The sequence below is a fragment of the Leeuwenhoekiella sp. A2 genome (assembly GCF_047946655.1).
GTDB lineage: Bacteria > Bacteroidota > Bacteroidia > Flavobacteriales > Flavobacteriaceae > Leeuwenhoekiella.
In genome coordinates this window covers 1,632,256-1,649,515 of record NZ_CP172311.1, presented here as the reverse complement: position 1 = coordinate 1,649,515, position 17,260 = coordinate 1,632,256, and the positions used below count along the sequence as shown (strand labels likewise).

At 35.8% G+C, this 17,260-nt stretch carries 16 protein-coding genes and 1 tRNA gene; 7 read left to right on the top strand and 10 right to left on the bottom strand.

Annotation, left to right across the window (positions count from 1 at the left end; all coding sequences use genetic code 11):
* Positions 1-19: 19 nt before the first annotated feature.
* Entirely contained in the window at positions 20-448 is a 429-nt protein-coding gene (gene ybeY, locus ACH3PA_RS07405) for an rRNA maturation RNase YbeY (protein ID WP_416445629.1), read from the bottom strand.
* The gene (locus tag ACH3PA_RS07400) at positions 445-3,855 is read right to left on the bottom strand and encodes a DUF4175 family protein (protein WP_416445631.1); all 3,411 of its coding nucleotides are present in this window, start codon (positions 3,853-3,855) and stop codon (positions 445-447) included. The genes ybeY and ACH3PA_RS07400 overlap by 4 nt, the downstream gene beginning before the upstream one ends.
* Positions 3,856-4,026: 171 nt before the next feature.
* Between ACH3PA_RS07400 and gltX the strand changes: the two genes are divergently transcribed.
* The gene (gene gltX / locus ACH3PA_RS07395; protein ID WP_416445633.1) at positions 4,027-5,541 is read left to right on the top strand and encodes a glutamate--tRNA ligase; all 1,515 of its coding nucleotides are present in this window, start codon (positions 4,027-4,029) and stop codon (positions 5,539-5,541) included.
* Here gltX and ACH3PA_RS07390 read toward each other — a convergent pair.
* Complete coding sequence (locus ACH3PA_RS07390; protein WP_416445636.1) at positions 5,536-6,207, bottom strand: hypothetical protein; 672 nt, start codon at positions 6,205-6,207, stop codon at positions 5,536-5,538. The genes gltX and ACH3PA_RS07390 overlap by 6 nt on opposite strands.
* 83 nt (positions 6,208-6,290) lie before the next feature.
* On the opposite strand from ACH3PA_RS07390, the gene ACH3PA_RS07385 reads away from it, so the two are divergent.
* A complete protein-coding gene (locus tag ACH3PA_RS07385; RefSeq protein WP_416445638.1) occupies positions 6,291-7,229 on the top strand; it encodes an SPFH domain-containing protein in 939 nt (312 codons plus the stop codon).
* Positions 7,230-7,300: 71 nt separating this feature from the next.
* Here ACH3PA_RS07385 and ACH3PA_RS07380 read toward each other — a convergent pair whose 3' ends face one another.
* The 4 genes from ACH3PA_RS07380 to ACH3PA_RS07365 all read right to left on the bottom strand — a co-directional run bounded on the left by ACH3PA_RS07380 (position 7,301) and on the right by ACH3PA_RS07365 (position 10,509).
* Positions 7,301-7,540, bottom strand: coding sequence for a DUF6327 family protein (locus tag ACH3PA_RS07380; RefSeq protein WP_416445640.1), 240 nt, complete (start codon positions 7,538-7,540; stop codon positions 7,301-7,303).
* Between the two features lie 2 nt (positions 7,541-7,542).
* Positions 7,543-7,941: a phage holin family protein gene (locus ACH3PA_RS07375; protein WP_416445642.1), complete on the bottom strand. Its 399-nt coding sequence runs from the start codon at positions 7,939-7,941 to the stop codon at positions 7,543-7,545.
* Between the two features lie 6 nt (positions 7,942-7,947).
* Positions 7,948-8,325 (bottom strand): YtxH domain-containing protein, encoded by a 378-nt coding sequence (locus ACH3PA_RS07370; protein ID WP_416445644.1) that lies wholly within the window; start codon positions 8,323-8,325, stop codon positions 7,948-7,950.
* A 150-nt stretch (positions 8,326-8,475) separates the two neighbouring features.
* Positions 8,476-10,509: a glutamine--tRNA ligase/YqeY domain fusion protein gene (locus tag ACH3PA_RS07365; RefSeq protein WP_416445647.1), complete on the bottom strand. Its 2,034-nt coding sequence runs from the start codon at positions 10,507-10,509 to the stop codon at positions 8,476-8,478.
* A 162-nt stretch (positions 10,510-10,671) separates the two neighbouring features.
* Between ACH3PA_RS07365 and folB the strand changes: the two genes are divergently transcribed.
* Both folB and ACH3PA_RS07355 read left to right on the top strand, forming a co-directional pair.
* Complete coding sequence (gene folB, locus ACH3PA_RS07360; protein ID WP_416445649.1) at positions 10,672-11,028, top strand: dihydroneopterin aldolase; 357 nt, start codon at positions 10,672-10,674, stop codon at positions 11,026-11,028.
* A 50-nt stretch (positions 11,029-11,078) separates the two neighbouring features.
* Positions 11,079-11,149 (top strand) — tRNA-Cys (locus ACH3PA_RS07355).
* 106 nt (positions 11,150-11,255) lie between these two features.
* Here the strand turns inward: ACH3PA_RS07355 and ACH3PA_RS07350 are convergent.
* From ACH3PA_RS07350 to rnr, 3 genes are read right to left on the bottom strand one after another with little or no spacing between them, the layout of a single operon-like run.
* Entirely contained in the window at positions 11,256-11,981 is a 726-nt protein-coding gene (locus ACH3PA_RS07350; RefSeq protein ID WP_416445651.1) for a LysE family translocator, read from the bottom strand.
* Positions 11,982-12,023: 42 nt separating this feature from the next.
* Complete coding sequence (locus ACH3PA_RS07345; protein ID WP_416445653.1) at positions 12,024-12,698, bottom strand: head GIN domain-containing protein; 675 nt, start codon at positions 12,696-12,698, stop codon at positions 12,024-12,026.
* Positions 12,699-12,758: 60 nt separating this feature from the next.
* Positions 12,759-14,963: a ribonuclease R gene (gene rnr / locus ACH3PA_RS07340; RefSeq protein WP_416445655.1), complete on the bottom strand. Its 2,205-nt coding sequence runs from the start codon at positions 14,961-14,963 to the stop codon at positions 12,759-12,761.
* Positions 14,964-15,190: 227 nt separating this feature from the next.
* On the opposite strand from rnr, the gene ACH3PA_RS07335 reads away from it, so the two are divergent.
* The 3 genes from ACH3PA_RS07335 (at position 15,191) to ACH3PA_RS07325 (ending at position 17,260) form a co-directional block, all read left to right on the top strand.
* Positions 15,191-15,343, top strand: coding sequence for a hypothetical protein (locus ACH3PA_RS07335; RefSeq protein WP_416445657.1), 153 nt, complete (start codon positions 15,191-15,193; stop codon positions 15,341-15,343).
* A gap of 551 nt (positions 15,344-15,894) precedes the next feature.
* On the top strand, positions 15,895-16,326 hold the full coding sequence (gene rpiB / locus ACH3PA_RS07330) for a ribose 5-phosphate isomerase B (RefSeq protein ID WP_416445659.1): 432 nt from the start codon (positions 15,895-15,897) through the stop codon (positions 16,324-16,326).
* A gap of 22 nt (positions 16,327-16,348) precedes the next feature.
* Entirely contained in the window at positions 16,349-17,260 is a 912-nt protein-coding gene (locus ACH3PA_RS07325) for a cation diffusion facilitator family transporter (protein WP_416445661.1), read from the top strand.

The window sequence follows — 17,260 nt, the reverse complement described above, 5'->3', positions numbered from 1 at the left end:
GGCGCAAAGATAATGAAAATCACTCGGATAGAAAATCAACTTTAACGCCTTCTATGTATTTGTCTTCTAAAGACCGCATAACTTTCTTCTCTCCCTCAGTCTTGTCTGGATAACCACACAAATGAAGTAGACCGTGCACAATAACTCGAGCTAATTCCAACTGAAAATCCACTTCAAATATAGAAGCGTTTTCGGCAACACGATCTGTACTTATATATATCTCCCCAGAAATTAAATCGCCCTGACAGTAATCAAAGGTTATGATGTCTGTTAGTGTATTGTGATTTAAATACGTCCTGTTGATATTATGTAAATATTCATCTGAACAGAAAACATAACCCAGCTCAGCCACCTCCTTCTCTTCCTTTGCACATACTTCTTTAAGCCATTTCTCAACAGCATCAGTATTCAAAATCTTAAAGTCATTCTCACTATTAAACTCTATCATTTATCTTTTTTAAAATATGCTTGTACTTTGCCATCATAAATAGTCCTCATGGGGATAGCTTCGCGATTTAGAATTTCCTTATTCTGAAAATATTCAGATGCATTAGGTACAGTATTTATTATATTATTTTGGTAAGCAGATTGATTAGTTGACGATTCTCTCTCTTCTTTTTTTCCCTGCTCCTGCGCAGCATTCTCCAATTCTAAAAGCTTATGCTTTAAGTTAAGCATGCGACTCATTGCATTATCATCTACGCCGGATTCTAACAATCTATTTTCAATATTTTCCATCTCTTTCACCAGTTTATTTCCTGTGGCAGACAAGCCGTTTTCCTGCAAATATTTTAATAATTCCTGCTTTATAGATTCCTGACGCTTATATATTTCATATTGTAAAGCTTTCTGCTCCTCAGACATGCCGTTTTCACCATTTCCCGAGCCCCCATTTCCTTGCCCCGATTCGCCCGCTGCTGAACCTTCACCTTTATCTGAACCCTTTTCCCCGCCTTTCTCACCAGAATCGCTGTCACCTTCTCCCTCACCTTTACCTTTGCCATCTTGACCTTCACCCATTTTATTCAGCTCTTCCTGTGATTGTATTATATCACTTAATTGCATCCCCCCGCCTTTTCCCTGGCCAGGCGCAGGCATACCGCTACTACCCTGACCCATACCAGATAACTGCTGTTGCATATTGCCCAAAATATCAGATAATACATCTGCTAACACATTGGCTCCGCTAACTACGTATTGTTGGCTTGCAGCGCCCTGTGAAATTCTGTTCTCTGCTAGGCGTTCTAATGACTTGTCAATGTTATAATCAATATTGGTAAGCTGCTCGTTAATTACATCCTCCAACTGCGGAGTTCTAAGCGATAAAGCGAAAAGACTGTCATCGATGTGCTGGAAGTTCTCTCTTAGATCATTTTGCTTTACAAGCTTGACAGAGTACTGCGGATTATCAGCATTCATTCCTTTAAAATCATTCATCAAAGATTCTTCTTCAAAAGAAAATATTATCAAATTATCTAAAATCTGCCTGAGCATATCAGCGTCTTCCTGAATCTGTTCACCACTCGATTGCATCATTTGTGACTGCATTTGCTGGCTAAGCTGCTTCATCTTCTCCCCTGCACTCTTCTGGCTTTTCTCAGCATCCTTTTTATTTTCATCTCCAGTTGCTTCTGGTGACTTTCTCTTTTCAGATTCTTCAAGGGACTCTTGGGCTTCTTTTTGATCTTCTTTAATTGACTCTTGTTTTACAACATCCTGAGGTATCTCAATAGGCGCTTTTAATTCTTCACTTTCCTTCTGTAAATCTGCCAGTTTCTTCTCTATATCCTCAAATGATTCATTGAATTTTTCTTGTGCCTCCGCATTATTGTTTTCAGCTTTTTTACTCAAATCTATTTGTTCCTGACCTAATTTATTTAGATCCTTGGCTACTCGTTCAACCTTCTTTTGTACGTAAAATCTCTTAGTTAATTCAAGCAACTGTTCAAGACTTTTAGCTGAGTTTTTATTGCTTTTAGCTAAATCATCTAATCTATCGCTTAACTCTTCTTTACTAATTTTATCCTGCAAGTATTTCAATTCCTTCAGGAGATTTTCCTTCCCTTCGAGCCGTTTTTCATTAGCTTCAAGCCGTTTTTGCAGCTCTTCACTAAACACACTCTTTTCTTCAGAAGAGGCATCAATTTTTTGAAGATTAGAATCAAGTTGTTTTGAAAATTCCTTCATCATATTATCCTGAGCTTCCTGGCGCTGCAAGAAACCCTTTAACTCCTGTTTGTCATTAAAACTCAACTCCCCTTTCTCTTTCTGTGTTTTGCTTAAACGCTCTAAATCCTCTTGTTGCTTATTAAACGCTGATAGAGATTTATCCAGTTTTTGAATGGTCTCGCCCTGTTCCTGTAATCTACTTTCTTCAAGCTCGTCATTAGTCACTTTGTGATAAGTAAAAACTTCAGACCTGCTTACCTTATGGTTGTGAATGGCATCATTGTCGTATACCTCAAAATAGTAAGCGTAGCTTTCCCCTTCATTTAAGCTCAAGGTATCGGGAAAAGAGCGCACAAATTGATCTACCGTACCACCATTTAGATTAAGATTTAAAGCTGATTTATTCCCGGCATTATTCTCATTATAATAAACTAATCTAAGTGCGGTTAAACCATAATCGTCAGAAATACGACCATAATGAATGTTTTGACCGTTTGCTGTCGTATCAATAATATTATCTAACTGAATATCAGGATATTGATCCTTAATTACGGCAATATTGTAGTCTAAGCTCTCATAATTAGCCAGATCAGCATTACTTGTGCTAATTGTATACTGCGAATTGGTATAAACATGCTGTGAAAATTTAAAAACGTCGTTAGAAGATCTTCGGAAGGTCTGGATCGTATCTTTTGTAATATACTTGATATCTCCGGTAGATAAGGCTTTAATTTTCCAGTTTACCTCAGTCCCTTCAGCCACCGTAACATTGCCTGTATTGGTGATAATTTCTGAAGGTTTACCTGTATAAGTGGGATAATTCAATTCAATTTCAAAATCTGTTATTAGCGGTGTTTTGACCACTTTTAGGTCATAAATCCCCGATTTTACTTCGTTTGCCACGAAATAAAATTCGGTTCCTTCAACAGGTTGCTCAATAGTGTATGTAAATTGCCCGGCACCTAGTTCTTTCATAAAGAAAGAAGAACCGTTAATCACGACTTGAGCATCTGCTGGAATTTGTTTTCCCTGCGTGTTTACACTAATAACAAAAGGTTCATTCTCAATGGCCTTAAGCCCTTCTCTATTTAAAAAGAAATTAAAGGGCGCAGGTGGTTCATAAGCCTGATCATAATTAACCATACGCGTATAACTGCTTCCAAAAAAATCACCCTTAGAAATAATTGTGATCACAAGAAAAACAAATAGCGGTAAAAGAGCGATCCAGATATATTTAAGACTTTTCTTATAATCTACCGCCAGAGAAAAAGGAACAGGCATTAACTCTCTGCTTTTTTGCTCAATGCTGGCTAAAGCAAGTTCAGTATTATTAGAATTATTCTTTAACTGCAGTGTATTGATCAATTTATCGCTAACCTCGGGGAAATGTTTACCGATAACCTCAGAAGCAAAATTAACGTCAATCCCTTTCATGATTTTGAAAAGACGCGCCACCGGAATTACGATTAGACGAAAAAACAAGACCGCCTCCACTCCTATAAAAAGCCAAAATAAAATTGCTCGCCCTAATGGTCTAAGCCAGAAAAAATATTCAATCGTAAGGCTCAAAAGCAAATAACTTAAGCCAATAGCAACAAAAAAAAGCACACCGCGCAGTAATTGGTTTTTATAATACTTGCTTATAAAACCTTCAATTTTTCTTTCTATTTCCGTGGCTGAACTCACTACTCTTCCGTCATTATTTCTTTAACTAAAACTACAACATTATATTATATTCTAATACAAGTCAATTATATACAAAAAGCGCTTCTCGCAAACTGGTATCGCTTTATTCTATTCAAGCAAACCGTGTTTAGCATAGTACAAAATTTTATCTTTACACCCTAAAATTAAACCATGTCTCATAATGTACGCGTGCGTTTTGCACCCAGCCCTACCGGCCCTCTTCATATAGGAGGAGTGCGAACTGCTTTATACAATTATCTATTTGCAAAGAAACATAACGGTACCTTCATATTACGTATTGAAGATACAGACCAAAACAGGTATGTTCCCGGCGCAGAAAATTACATTATTGAGGCTCTAAACTGGTGCGGTATTCCGTTTGATGAAGGCCCGGGCAAAGATGGTGGTTATGGTCCTTATAGACAAAGTGAGCGAAAAGATAAATATTTCGCTTTTGCGAAAAAATTGATCGACTCAGGTGATGCTTACTACGCTTTTGATACCGCAGAAGCTCTTGATAATCACAGAAAGGAACACGAAGAAAAAGGAAAAACCTTCATCTACAACTGGCATAACAGAAATAAGCTAGATAACTCACTGGTGTTAACAGCAGAAGAAGTTGAATCACGTATTGCAGCCGGTGAAGATTATGTTATTCGGTTTAAATCGCCACAAGACGACACATTAGACCTTTATGACCTAATACGCGGTGATATGGAGATTGATACCAATATTCTTGATGATAAGGTTTTATACAAGGCAGACGGCATGCCTACTTATCACTTAGCAAACATAGTAGATGACCACTTAATGGAAATCACACATGTTATACGCGGCGAAGAATGGTTGCCTTCTCTGGCTCTTCATGTTTTATTATACAGAGCCTTTAGCTGGGAAGCACCTAAATTTGCCCACCTTCCCTTAATAATGAAACCTGCTGGTAAGGGTAAATTGAGCAAGCGCGATGGCGAAAAAATGGGCTTTCCTGTATTTCCACTATTGTGGAAAGACCCTAATACCGGCGGCATTTCTCAAGGCTATCGTGAAGATGGTTATCTGCCGGAAGCCGTAGTGAATATGCTCGCATTTTTAGGTTGGAACCCGGGAACTGAAAAAGAAATTTATACACTTGACGAACTGATAACAGATTTTGATCTGGAGAAAGTTCATAAAGCGGGTGCAAAATTTGATCCTGAAAAAACGAAGTGGTTTCAGCAGCAACATTTACAACAGGCAAGTGATGAAGAGATCACAAAAGAATTTACAAAAGTGCTCCATAAACATGGTGTTGATGAGAAGCAATCATATATACATAAGGTTGTCACGCTTTTAAAAGAAAGAGCTGTTTTTGTAGAAGATCTTTGGACACTGGGTGATTACTTTTTTGAACGCCCTACTACGTATGATGCAAAAGCAGTAAAAAAGGCCTGGAAAGATGAAACGCCTGAAATACTTACCCAACTAAGCGGTGTTATTGCAAAAATCGACGATTTTAGTGCAGAAAACGCCTCAAATACAGTAAAAACCTGGATTCAGGAGCAAGAATTAGGTTTTGGTAAAGTAATGCAACCCCTTCGCATAGCATTAGTAGGTTCTATGCAAGGTCCAGATGTTTTTGAAATCGCATCTACAATAGGTAAAGAAAGTACACTTGAGCGACTGCGTTTTGCTATAGAAAAATTATAGGTAAAATATAACTCCTGCTGTAATGATACTAAGGTTTCCTTTAAAGTCATGAGCAGCAGGATCTGTATTTGAAAGATCCTTGTCGTTAAGATCGCTTAGTGTGTTTAGCAGCCCGTATTGATAATTAACGGTGGCTCTAAAACTTTCAAAACCTGCGGTGAAACCTATTAAGGCATTCAGGTTTATCTTAGAAATATCTTCAATGTCGTGAGTTTTTAATGAGGTATAACCATCTACGATATAATTTTTATAAGCGGCATCTTTAAGTTCCATTTTACTATTTACCATAAGAACTGGCCCCGCCTCTATTGTGAGATTTTGACCTAATATTAAATAACTCGCCAGAACATTTAATTGCGCCGCCAGAATTTTATACTGTGTTTCTTCTGCAGAGGCTAAAGCATTTTCTCTCGCCATTACATTGATATCTGCCTGAAAAAGATCAAGACCAAAAATCATATCAAAATTATTATAAAACCCTCCTCTGGTCAAAAATCCCCCGCCATAGCCAGAAGATGTGGAGGTCGCGAAATTATCTGTCTTAATATCAAGAATTACATATTTACCCTTTAATCCTAAACGGTTATAATCGCCCCTATTATAACTCTGTGCATGAAGCGGTAAAGAAAGACAAAATATGATAATTAATAAATAAAACCCCTTCATCGCTGTTACATTTGTTAAACAAAAGCGACAAATGTATTGTTATTTTTAATATCTTAAGATCAATCCATTTAAATATCCCACCTATGTATTTTGTACTCCCTGTGATACTTTTTTTCGGTATCGTTTTACTTTTATCTTCAGTTTTTATCGTGCGCCAGCAAACCGCTGCGATCATAGAGCGACTGGGTAAATTTACTAGTGTTAGAAATTCAGGAATACAGTTTAAAGTTCCTATTATTGACAGAATAGCGGGTCGCGTAAACCTGAGAATTCAGCAGCTTGATGTAATCGTTGAAACTAAAACCAAAGATGACGTTTTTGTAAGGTTAAAGATTTCAGTACAGTTTCAGGTTGTAAAAACCAATGTATACGATGCATTCTATAAACTTGAAGACCCGCAAAATCAAATTACTTCTTATGTGTTTGACGTTGTACGTTCTGAAGTTCCGAAGATGAAACTTGATGATGTTTTTGAGCGCAAAGATGATATCGCGATTGCTGTAAAAAGTGAATTAAATCAAGCTATGACAGATTATGGGTATGATATTATAAAAACCCTTGTAACAGATATTGATCCAGATCAACAGGTTAAGATCGCAATGAACCGTATTAATGCCGCTGAACGCGAAAAGGTCGCAGCCGAATATGAAGCTGAAGCTGAACGTATAAAAATCGTGGCTAAGGCGCGCGCAGAAGCCGAAAGTAAGCGTTTACAAGGTCAAGGTATAGCAGATCAAAGAAGAGAGATAGCACGCGGTCTGGAAGAGTCTGTAGAAGTTTTAAACAATGTGGGTATAAATTCTCAGGAAGCCTCTGCCCTAATCGTCGTGACTCAGCATTACGATACATTACAGTCTATAGGTGAAGCCACCAATACAAATCTTATCTTATTACCCAACTCCCCACAAGCTGGAAGTGATATGCTAAATAATATGATAGCAAGCTTTGTTGCTTCTAACCAGATAGGTGAAGAGATGAAAAAACAAAACATAGAAAAAGGAATTAGTAAAAAAGACAGCTAAAAAACTGTCTTACAAAGCAAAAACCAGGCAAATTGCCTGGTTTTTTATTTATATTTCTATCTGTAAAGTCTCTAGACTTTTGCTTCATCAACTTTCTTTACGCGCTTAATGCCTAAAAGCTTATTGACCATCTTAAGTACAAAGGCTTTTTGTGCCACTGCTCCAGCTATATTTGCAACAAGACCCACAGGCGATAAGGTAGATTTAATGGTATTGCCATTTAATTTTACCTGTTCTTTATCTATCTGCTGCTGTAACTTTAATATTTTAAGGTCACGATCTATTTCTTCAAATGATGTATAGACTTTCATGCTTATTGCGTTAAGTTTTTAAATTCGTCATCAAGAACCTCTTCCTGCGTAGATTCATTAAAGAAAATAGCAGAATACTTTTTAAGTAATTGTTTCGTGATAAACGGACCACCGAATATTAAAAATAGAATAAATACTAAAAAGTAAAATCCTCCTACAATATAATACCCTGAACTTATTGACTCCATAGATTCTCCTATAGAGATTGCTACGGCCACAGAAAGAAAGAGTAAGAATACAAGAAAGATGCTGCCAATCACCAATAGTTTTACTAGTGAAACAGCACCTTTCATCATTTTCTTAAACAAGTCTAGTTTATAATATTCTGTGCTGCTTTCTATATAAGCATGAATATTATCTGTTAGCTCGTGTATATTATCTGTTATTCTTGAGAAAGACATATAATTTTATGCCATTTTAGATGCAGGTTTGGGAGTCTCTTGTATCTCTGCCTCCGCTTCTTTTTTTAAATGCGCATTCTTCTTTCTAAGATCTTCCAGCTTTTTTTCCATCGTAACTAAAATATCATCTGCTTTCTCACTAGCTGTAGCTAAAGTATCTTCTAATTTTTCATCAAAAGTCTTTTTTGCTTTAACCGCAGATGCACTTAAGCTCTCTGAAGTTTCTTTAATTTGCTGGTTTAATTTCTTCTGTGCGTCTTTTGCACTTTTAGATATTTTCTTACGTGTTTTATCTCCGCTATCCGGAGCATAAAGTAAACCTATTCCAGCTCCTATAGCAGCACCCGTGATTAGGGCTAAGATTGTATTTCCTGTTTTTGACATGGTGATTGTTTTAATGTTATGTTCAAAGATACACTGGCGCAGAACTAACTTCCGTTAATAACCGGTTAATAATTTGAATATGAACCTTAAAGGAATGCTAAAATCTACCACTAAACAACCAATTTTGACCTCTTTTAGACCGATTTTTATTTAAAGGTCTTTTGCGCTGTTTTCTAGTAGTACATTACCAGATTGCTTAACATCATTAATGAAAGTAGCGACATCGTCCTGTGAAGCATCAGCTTTACCCATATCTATTAGCACCTTAAGCGTTTCTAAAACTGCGAGACGGGTACCTACCTTTTTTGCTGAAGTATTGAATAAAGGAGCTAATTCTTCCAGTTCTACTTTCTTGGCAAACTCCTGAATTTGAGCAACTGCATTGATTCTTTTTTCATCAGGAAGGTTACCCAATTTCTTACCACTCCTTAAAATTTCATTCAATGCTGAAACCTTAGGCGGCTGTTTTTTCTCATTTTGAGCCGGTTTTTGGGCCTTTTCTTCCGATTTTGAAGATACCTTAGCCCAAGTATCTCTTAAGCCCACAGTTCTATTAAAAACAAGCTTTTCTGAAGTACTTTCTTTATCTACATTGAAGTAACCTATGCGTTGAAACTGAAAAATATCTAAAGGTTGTACATCTGCAAGACTAGGTTCAAGATATCCTGTAATGGTATCAAGCGAGTGCGGATTTAAAAATTCGCTGAATTCTTTATCCTTATGACCATCTGGTGCTTCATCTAAGAAAAGTCTGTCGTAAAGTCTAACTTCAGCTTTTATAGCGTGCTTTACAGAAACCCAATGTAGCGTCCCTTTAACCTTTCTTAAACTTGCTTCAGTACCGCTTCCACTTTGTGAATCTGCATCGTAAGTACAATGAATTTCTGTGATGTTGCCTTTGTCATCTTTAACTACAGATTCACCTTTAATGATATACGCGTTCTTTAAACGTACTTCTTTACCTAAACTTAATCTGAAGAACTTTTTGTTTGCCTCTTCCTTAAAATCCTCTCTTTCTATATATAATTCTTTAGAAAAAGGAACTTGACGAAAACCTGCAGCTTCATCTTCGGGATTGTTTTCGGCTTCAAGCCATTCATCTTTATCTTCAGGATAATTATCTATGATCAATTTAACAGGCTCAAGAACAGCCATCACTCGTGGCGCTGTTTTGTTAAGATCCTCACGCACGTTAAATTCTAAAAGTGAAACATCTATAATGTTATCACGCTTTGCAACTCCCACAGTGTCTATAAAATTGCGGATGGAAGATGCGGTATATCCTCTTCTTCTTAATCCTGAAATTGTAGGCATTCTGGGATCATCCCAACCAGAAACTATACCATCTTCTACAAGCTTAAGCAGCTTGCGCTTACTCATTATAGTGTAACTCAAATTGAGTCTGGCAAATTCTCGTTGTTTTGGTTTTATTCCCTCAGTAAAAACCTCATCTCTAAACCAATTATATAAAGGGCGATGCGGTTTAAATTCTAATGAGCATAAACTGTGACTTACCTGCTCTACATAATCGCTCTCGCCATGTGCCCAGTCATACATAGGATAAATACACCATTGTGAACCGGTACGGTGATGCGCTTTATGCATAACACGATACATTATAGGATCGCGAAGAAGCATATTGGGCGATTTCATGTCAATTTTTGCGCGCAGCACGTGAACGCCTTCTTTAAATTCGCCATTCTTCATGCGCTCAAAAAGGTCAAGATTCTCCTCTACACTTCTGTTTCGGTAGGGACCATCTACTCCAGGTTCTGTAGGAGTTCCTTTCTGTTCTGCCATAGCCTCGCTGCTCTGTGAGTCAACATAAGCTTTACTATTTTTAATGAGCTCTACTGCCCAATCATACAATTGCTGAAAATAATCTGATGAGTAACATACCTTATCCCAGGTAAAGCCCAACCATTTTATATCTTCCTGAATAGCGTCTACATATTCCTGCTCTTCTTTTGACGGATTAGTATCATCAAAACGAAGATTGACAGCCCCGTTATAACGTTCTCCTAACCCAAAGTTTAAACAAATAGCCTTACAATGACCTATATGTAAATACCCATTAGGTTCTGGCGGAAAACGAAAGCGTAAATCTTCCCTCTTATATCCATTCTCCAGGTCTTCTTCAATAATCTGCTCAATGAAATTGAGGGCTTTATATTCATCTGTCATAGCTACTCTTGTAAAGGGCGTAAAATTAGTAAAAATAGGTCGTTAGCGTAACTTTTTTAAAGCATGCTTCTCTGCTAAATAAAACAAACTTTTATTAGATGCTGTTCTAAGGTAAACAGAAGCAGTGATTATATAATATCTTTGAACTTTATCATATCAAAAATGGGAATAATAAAATTAAACAACATAAAAGTATACGCCTATCACGGTTGCCTGGTTGAAGAAGGACAAATAGGCTCAGATTATATAGTCGATCTTGAAGTTACAGCTAATCTAAAAGAGGCATCTTTTTCAGATAAATTGCATGATACCGTTGATTATGTACATCTCAACAACATAGTAAAAGAAGAAATGGCGATACGTTCTAAACTCCTGGAACATGTTTGTAAACGTATACTTGACCGGGCTTTCGCCGAAATTGATTTATTAGATACGGCTATGGTAAGTGTGAGTAAAATAAACCCTCCTATAGGCGGGGATGTGGCGAGTGTAAGCGTTGTTTTGACTAAAAAAAGGTAATTCCTTTTTAATCTTAAGAATTTACTTAAATTTGCACACCAAATAAAAATGGTGTCGTGGCCGAGTGGCTAGGCAGTGGTCTGCAACACCACGTACAGCGGTTCGAATCCGCTCGACACCTCAAAAAAGCTTTCGTTTAATTACGGAAGCTTTTTTATTTCGCTTAAAGCGAAAAAGAATTTGTGATAAACCTATTGGTTAATAACTAGATAGAAGTTCTAAAAGAGTTAACCTTGTGTAAGTGAGCTGTCTTTTAATTTATCAGTAAACTGATTTTCTGGGGTAATTTCTTCGATTTTATGCTCTATTTTCCTGATTTCTGAAGGAAATAGACCTTTTGATATAAACACGATCCCAAAGATTACCATCACAATACTTATCCCTTTTTTAATTCCCTGCACACGTGAAGAGGTTAATTTACTGCGCAATTTCTTTGCTAGAAGAATCTTAATAATGTCAATAAAAAGATATGTTATTAAAATGGAAGCAAAGAATATGAAGATTCTATTAGGATCCATATCCATATTAGGTCCTGTAAAAATGATCATTCCTAACCAGAAGCCTAATACACCTATGTTTATAAAATTGAGCAGAAAGCCTTTAACTATTAAACCCAGATAATTGCGCTTACTCATTACCACAGTGGGATGTGGCCCTTGTTCCATATTTAACTTCTTGGCTTTGAGGTAAGAAATTATACCGTATGTTGAGAGAAGCATACCGCCAAAAATGAATAGCCCTGGGTCGTCCTTAAGTTTATCAAGTAGTTTATTTGTACTAAAATATGCAATAAGTATAAAAACTACATCTGCACTAACTACTCCTATATCAAACAACAAAGCCGCTCTAAAACCTTTTAAAGCAGCTGTCTCAAGAAGTACAAAAAATACAGGACCTATTAAAAATGCCAGGAGAAATCCCAGAGGTATCGCTGTAGAAATGTCTTGTAACATTAAGAAATTAACTTTCTACAAAGGTACTTAAATTGAGCGTAATCAACGCATGACCTCTATGTGCCCTCCTATAAAATTATCTTTTACTACTTGTTTAGGATTACCAAAGACACGCACATCACCACCAGCTCGTATTTTAATATCTGCAAGTTCTGAAGCATAAATATCTGCCTCTCCCCCAGCCTGTATACGCAATTCTGTTTCTTTAGTTCTAAGATCTTTGCCATCATAAATACCACCTGTGTTGACCTCAATCTTTTGATTTTTAGCAATACCACTGGCCTCAATAATACCTCCAGTAACAGCTCTTAAATCGGCTTTTTCTACCTTTAAACCAGCCTTGACGCGTGAACCTTCCTGAACTTTAATAGCTATTTCGTCTTGTTCTATTAACTCGTTAGAAACTATTTCTGCTCCTTCATTGCCGTCTATAAGATCTAATTGTGTGTAATAAACTTCTACAAAAGTACTGTTACCATCAAAGATCTTGTCAAAGTTCATCCTTATCTTTAGCATCCCATCTTTGTTGATAACCTCTATGTCATCAATATCTTTTCCCGAAAGAACAACCCTGTTCTCGTTACCCTTTATAAGGTTGACCTTCATCCTGTCAAAAACTTTGACTTCGTTAAAATTCCCTACATCCTTAGTTCTGGGATTTTGCGAAATCGCTAATCCTGAAATAAATAGAAGAAGTATAGTAAAAATGTGTTTCATGGTTATGGTTTTAGATAAAGACAATACTTCTATAAAAGTGTTACACTAAATAGTTAGAAATTAATCTTCTTTATCTGCCTTTGCGCCCACAAGGGTAAAATCAAGATGCTTCTTCACAAGATCTGCTTCTTTCACTTTTACATAAACTTCGTCACCCAGAGTAATTGTGTTCTTAGTTTTTTGACCTACTATAGCATATTGATCCTGGTCAAACTCATAATGATCATCCTTAATATCTCTAAGCCTGATCATACCTTCACATTTATTTTCAATGATCTCTACATATATTCCCCATTCTGTTACACCAGAAATTACACCCAGGAATACCTGATCCTGATGATCCTGCATAAACTTAACCTGCATGTATTTTATAGAATCTCTTTCTGCGCTTGTAGCGAAATATTCCATATCACTGCTGTGCTTACACTTCTGCTCGTATTCTTCTTCATTTGCAGATTTACCGCTGTCTAAATAATGCTGAAGTAGACGATGTACCATAACATCAGGATATCGTCTAATAGGAGATGTAAAATGGGTGTAATAATCAAAGGCCAGACCATAATGACCTATATTGTCTGTTGAGTACACAGCCTTGCTCATGGTACGTATAGCCAGAGTATCTATTAAATTTTGTTCTTTCTTACCAGAAACATCAGAAAGCAAATTGTTTAATGAAGCAGTAGTGCTCTTTCTATCCTTAAAATTCATTTTGTAACCAAAGCGACCAGCAATATTTTGTAAAGCTGCCAGTTTCTCATCATCTGGTTCATCGTGAATACGATAGACAAATGTCTTTTTTTGAGATTGTTTACCAATATACTCTGCCACTTTTCTATTAGCCAGAAGCATAAATTCTTCAATAAGTTTATTAGAATCCTGAGTCGTTTTAAAATAAACACCTATTGGCTCATTGTCTTCGTCAAGGTTAAATTTTACTTCTACCTTATCAAAAGAAATTGCACCACCTTTCATACGCTGTCTGCGCATAATTTTAGCTAGTTTATTAAGTTCTAAAACCGCTGTCACGATAGAATCGTCAACATTATATTCTTCATTAGAAAGTGATATTTCTTTAGGAATTACAGCTGCATTAGTATCTATAATCTGTTGAGCTTCTTCATAAGCAAAACGTGCATCACTATAAGTTACAGTTCGCCCAAACCATTGATCTTTGACCTTTGCGGTATTTTTATCAATTTCAAAAACGGCAGAAAAGGTATATTTCTCTTCGTTCGGTCTTAGAGAACAAGCGTTATTTGATAGTATTTCTGGCAACATAGGTACTACTCTGTCTACCAGATAAACCGATGTCGCACGTTCGTATGCTTCATCATCAAGCACAGTACCGGGAACTACGTAGTGAGAAACATCTGCAATATGAATACCTACTTCATAGTTTCCATTTTTTAAAACCTGAAAACTAAGAGCATCATCAAAATCTTTAGCATCTTTAGGATCTATGGTAAAGGTTAAAACCTCTCGCATATCTCTTCTTTTTGCGATTTCATCTGCTTTTATCGAGGTATCCAGCTTATTTGCATATTCTTCAACTTCCTCAGGAAAATCATGCGGGAGACCATACTGGGCAAGAATTGAATGTATTTCTGTATCGTGTTCTCCAGGCATACCAAGAGTTCGCAAAACAGTACCAAAAGGCGAATCTGCCTTATCTGGCCAGTCATCAATGCGCACCAGCACTTTCTCACCATCTTTTGCATCTCCTATTTTTTTAAGAGGAACAAAAATATCTGTGTACATTTTACCTTCTGCAGATGTATTAACAAAAGCAAACTTCTTTTGTATTTGTATAACTCCTACAAACTCTTCTGTCCTACGATGTAAAACCTTTACGATCTCGCCCTCGTGCTTTTTGCTGCGTCTTTGTTTGTAGATATATACCTGTACTTCATCACCATGTAACGCTTTATTCAGGTTATTTGCAGGAACATATATATCTTGCTCCATCCCTTCAACCATTACATAACCGCCACCTCTTGATGATATATCCAGCTTACCTGTATGATACTGTTTTGCATCATTAAAGATATATTTACCTCTTTCTATTTCTTCTATTTGATCTTTCGCTCTAAGCTGAGAAAGTCTTTTTACAATCTCATTACGACTACTGGGATCGTCAACACCCAGTTTTGCTGCAATTTGTTTGTGATTAAACGGTTTGCCCGGTTCTTCTTTAAGAATCTTTAAAACCGAATGTGATAAACTCTCATTTTTAGGAGATGATCTTCTTCTTTTTTTACTTGGCATTCAATGCATTTATTAATTGTGCTTAAAATTAAGGCTATTACACGACATGCTACGAAAAATACTATTATCATTTTATGAAACATAACCTATTCAATAATCATTTAGAGTATTTACTCTAATCGTAAATATGTTAAAATTTGAAATTATATAAAATCTTATCTTAAAATTTTCTTAAATTTATTGTAACACATTATTTAAAGAAGCGTCTTTCTAAAAAATTAATTGTTATGAAAATCATTTTTAAAAGAGGGACAGTACTCACACTTTTCTTTATCCTAATCTTCATCTTAGGAGTAATTTTTACGGCTTCATATATAAATTCTTCTTTTACAAATTCAGGAATCATTCTTCTTGAATCTGCTACTCTTCCCAATTCCTAATTTTCCTTTTTCCCAATTCTCTTTTACTTTTTACAGTTATCAACAGTATACATAATATTCATTTTTCTTTTTTGAAATTTTAAAATTAAATGTCTCTTATTATTGCTTGTTAATAGCGGTATAACTTTGTACACTTAAATAATTGTTTTTGATTTTTTACCATTTATACCTCCTTATTAACATGGTTATAAAGAAGAATTCATCTTTAAAATCAATGAATTACTTTTCGCTATCAACAATTGTTTATAACCTGGTTTAACGTAAAAATCTGAATAACTTTCTTATCAACATTATTAAAAATGAAGGTTGAAATTGATCATAACTGCAGCGTAATTTTTTCAATATTTTATTTGCATATTTCACCTCTATAATTGCATTGAAATTTAAATTGGATAATCAAATTTTCCTTATTAGTTTTTGATGACAACTTATAAACAGGAATGTTAACTATATGTTAACTTACTAGTTTTGAATACTATCCATTTTACATCAATTTACAAAGTAGTAGAGATAAGGTATTTGCTACCTTTGTATGAAATAGACTTATCATTATGAAAATTTCAATAGGAAATGATCACGCCGGTGTAGCTTATAAAGACGCTATTATACAACATCTTGAACTGAAAGGTCATTCTTTAGTTAATTATGGTACTAACTCACCAGAGAGTGTTGATTATGCAGATTTTGTACATCCTGTAGCTGAAGCTGTAGAATCTGGCTCGTCAGATCTGGGTATTATTATTTGTGGTAGTGGTAATGGCGCAAGTATGACAGCTAACAAACACCAAAAGATAAGATGCGCACTATGCTGGAATAAGGAAATCGTACATCTGGCCAGAGAACATAATGATGCTAATATTTTAAGTATTCCCGCGAGATATACTGCTATTGAGCAGGTTTTAGAAATGGTAGACACCTTTTTAGAAACAGAATTTGCAGGTGGAAGACACAGCAGACGTATAAGTAAAATTGCTTGTTCATAAGTCCAGATTCTATAGCCCTACTATGCCGCACCACCACGCACACCACCACCACATAGAAAAAAATACAAAAGGTACCAATCTCTTAATCTCTATAGGTTTAAATATTATTATAACTGTTAGCCAGATCATTGGTGGGTTATTATCAGGAAGTCTAGCATTACTCTCAGATGCGCTTCATAATTTTAGTGATGTTTTATCACTTATAGTAAGTTATATAGCAACTATTTTTTCAAAGAAAGAAGCTTCAAGTTATAGAACATTTGGTTACAAAAGAGCTGAAATTATTGCGGCATTTGTAAATGCTTCTACTTTAATGATCGTCGCTGTAATTCTTATAAAAGAGGCTATAGAGCGTTTTATGGATCCTCATGAGATTTCATCTAACCTCGTTATCTGGTTATCACTATTAGGCATTGTCGCTAATGGTTTTAGTGTTTTGTTGCTTAAAAAAGATAGTAAATCTAACATGAATATGAAGTCTGCTTATCTGCATCTTTTTACAGATATGATGGCTTCTGTAGCTGTTCTCATAGGAGGTTTACTCATGAAATTTTATAAAATATATTGGGTAGATAGTCTGCTTACTGTGGCAATTGGTATTTATCTTATAGTAATGGGTTATGACTTACTAAAATCCTCTTTTAGAGTGCTCATGTTATTCACACCAGAAGATATAGAGATAGAAGATATTGTTGAAGATGTGAAAAAAATACCCGGAATAAAAAATATGCATCACATACACATCTGGCAGTTAAATGAAGATGAGGTGCATCTTGAAGCACACGTCGATTTTTATGAAGATGTTTTACTATCTGAATTTGACAGGATCTTAATAGATATTGAATCGTGTGTTCATGAATATGGAATTAACCATATAAACATTCAGCCTGAGTTTGAAAAGCCAGACAATAAAGAGATTATAGTTCAGGATTAG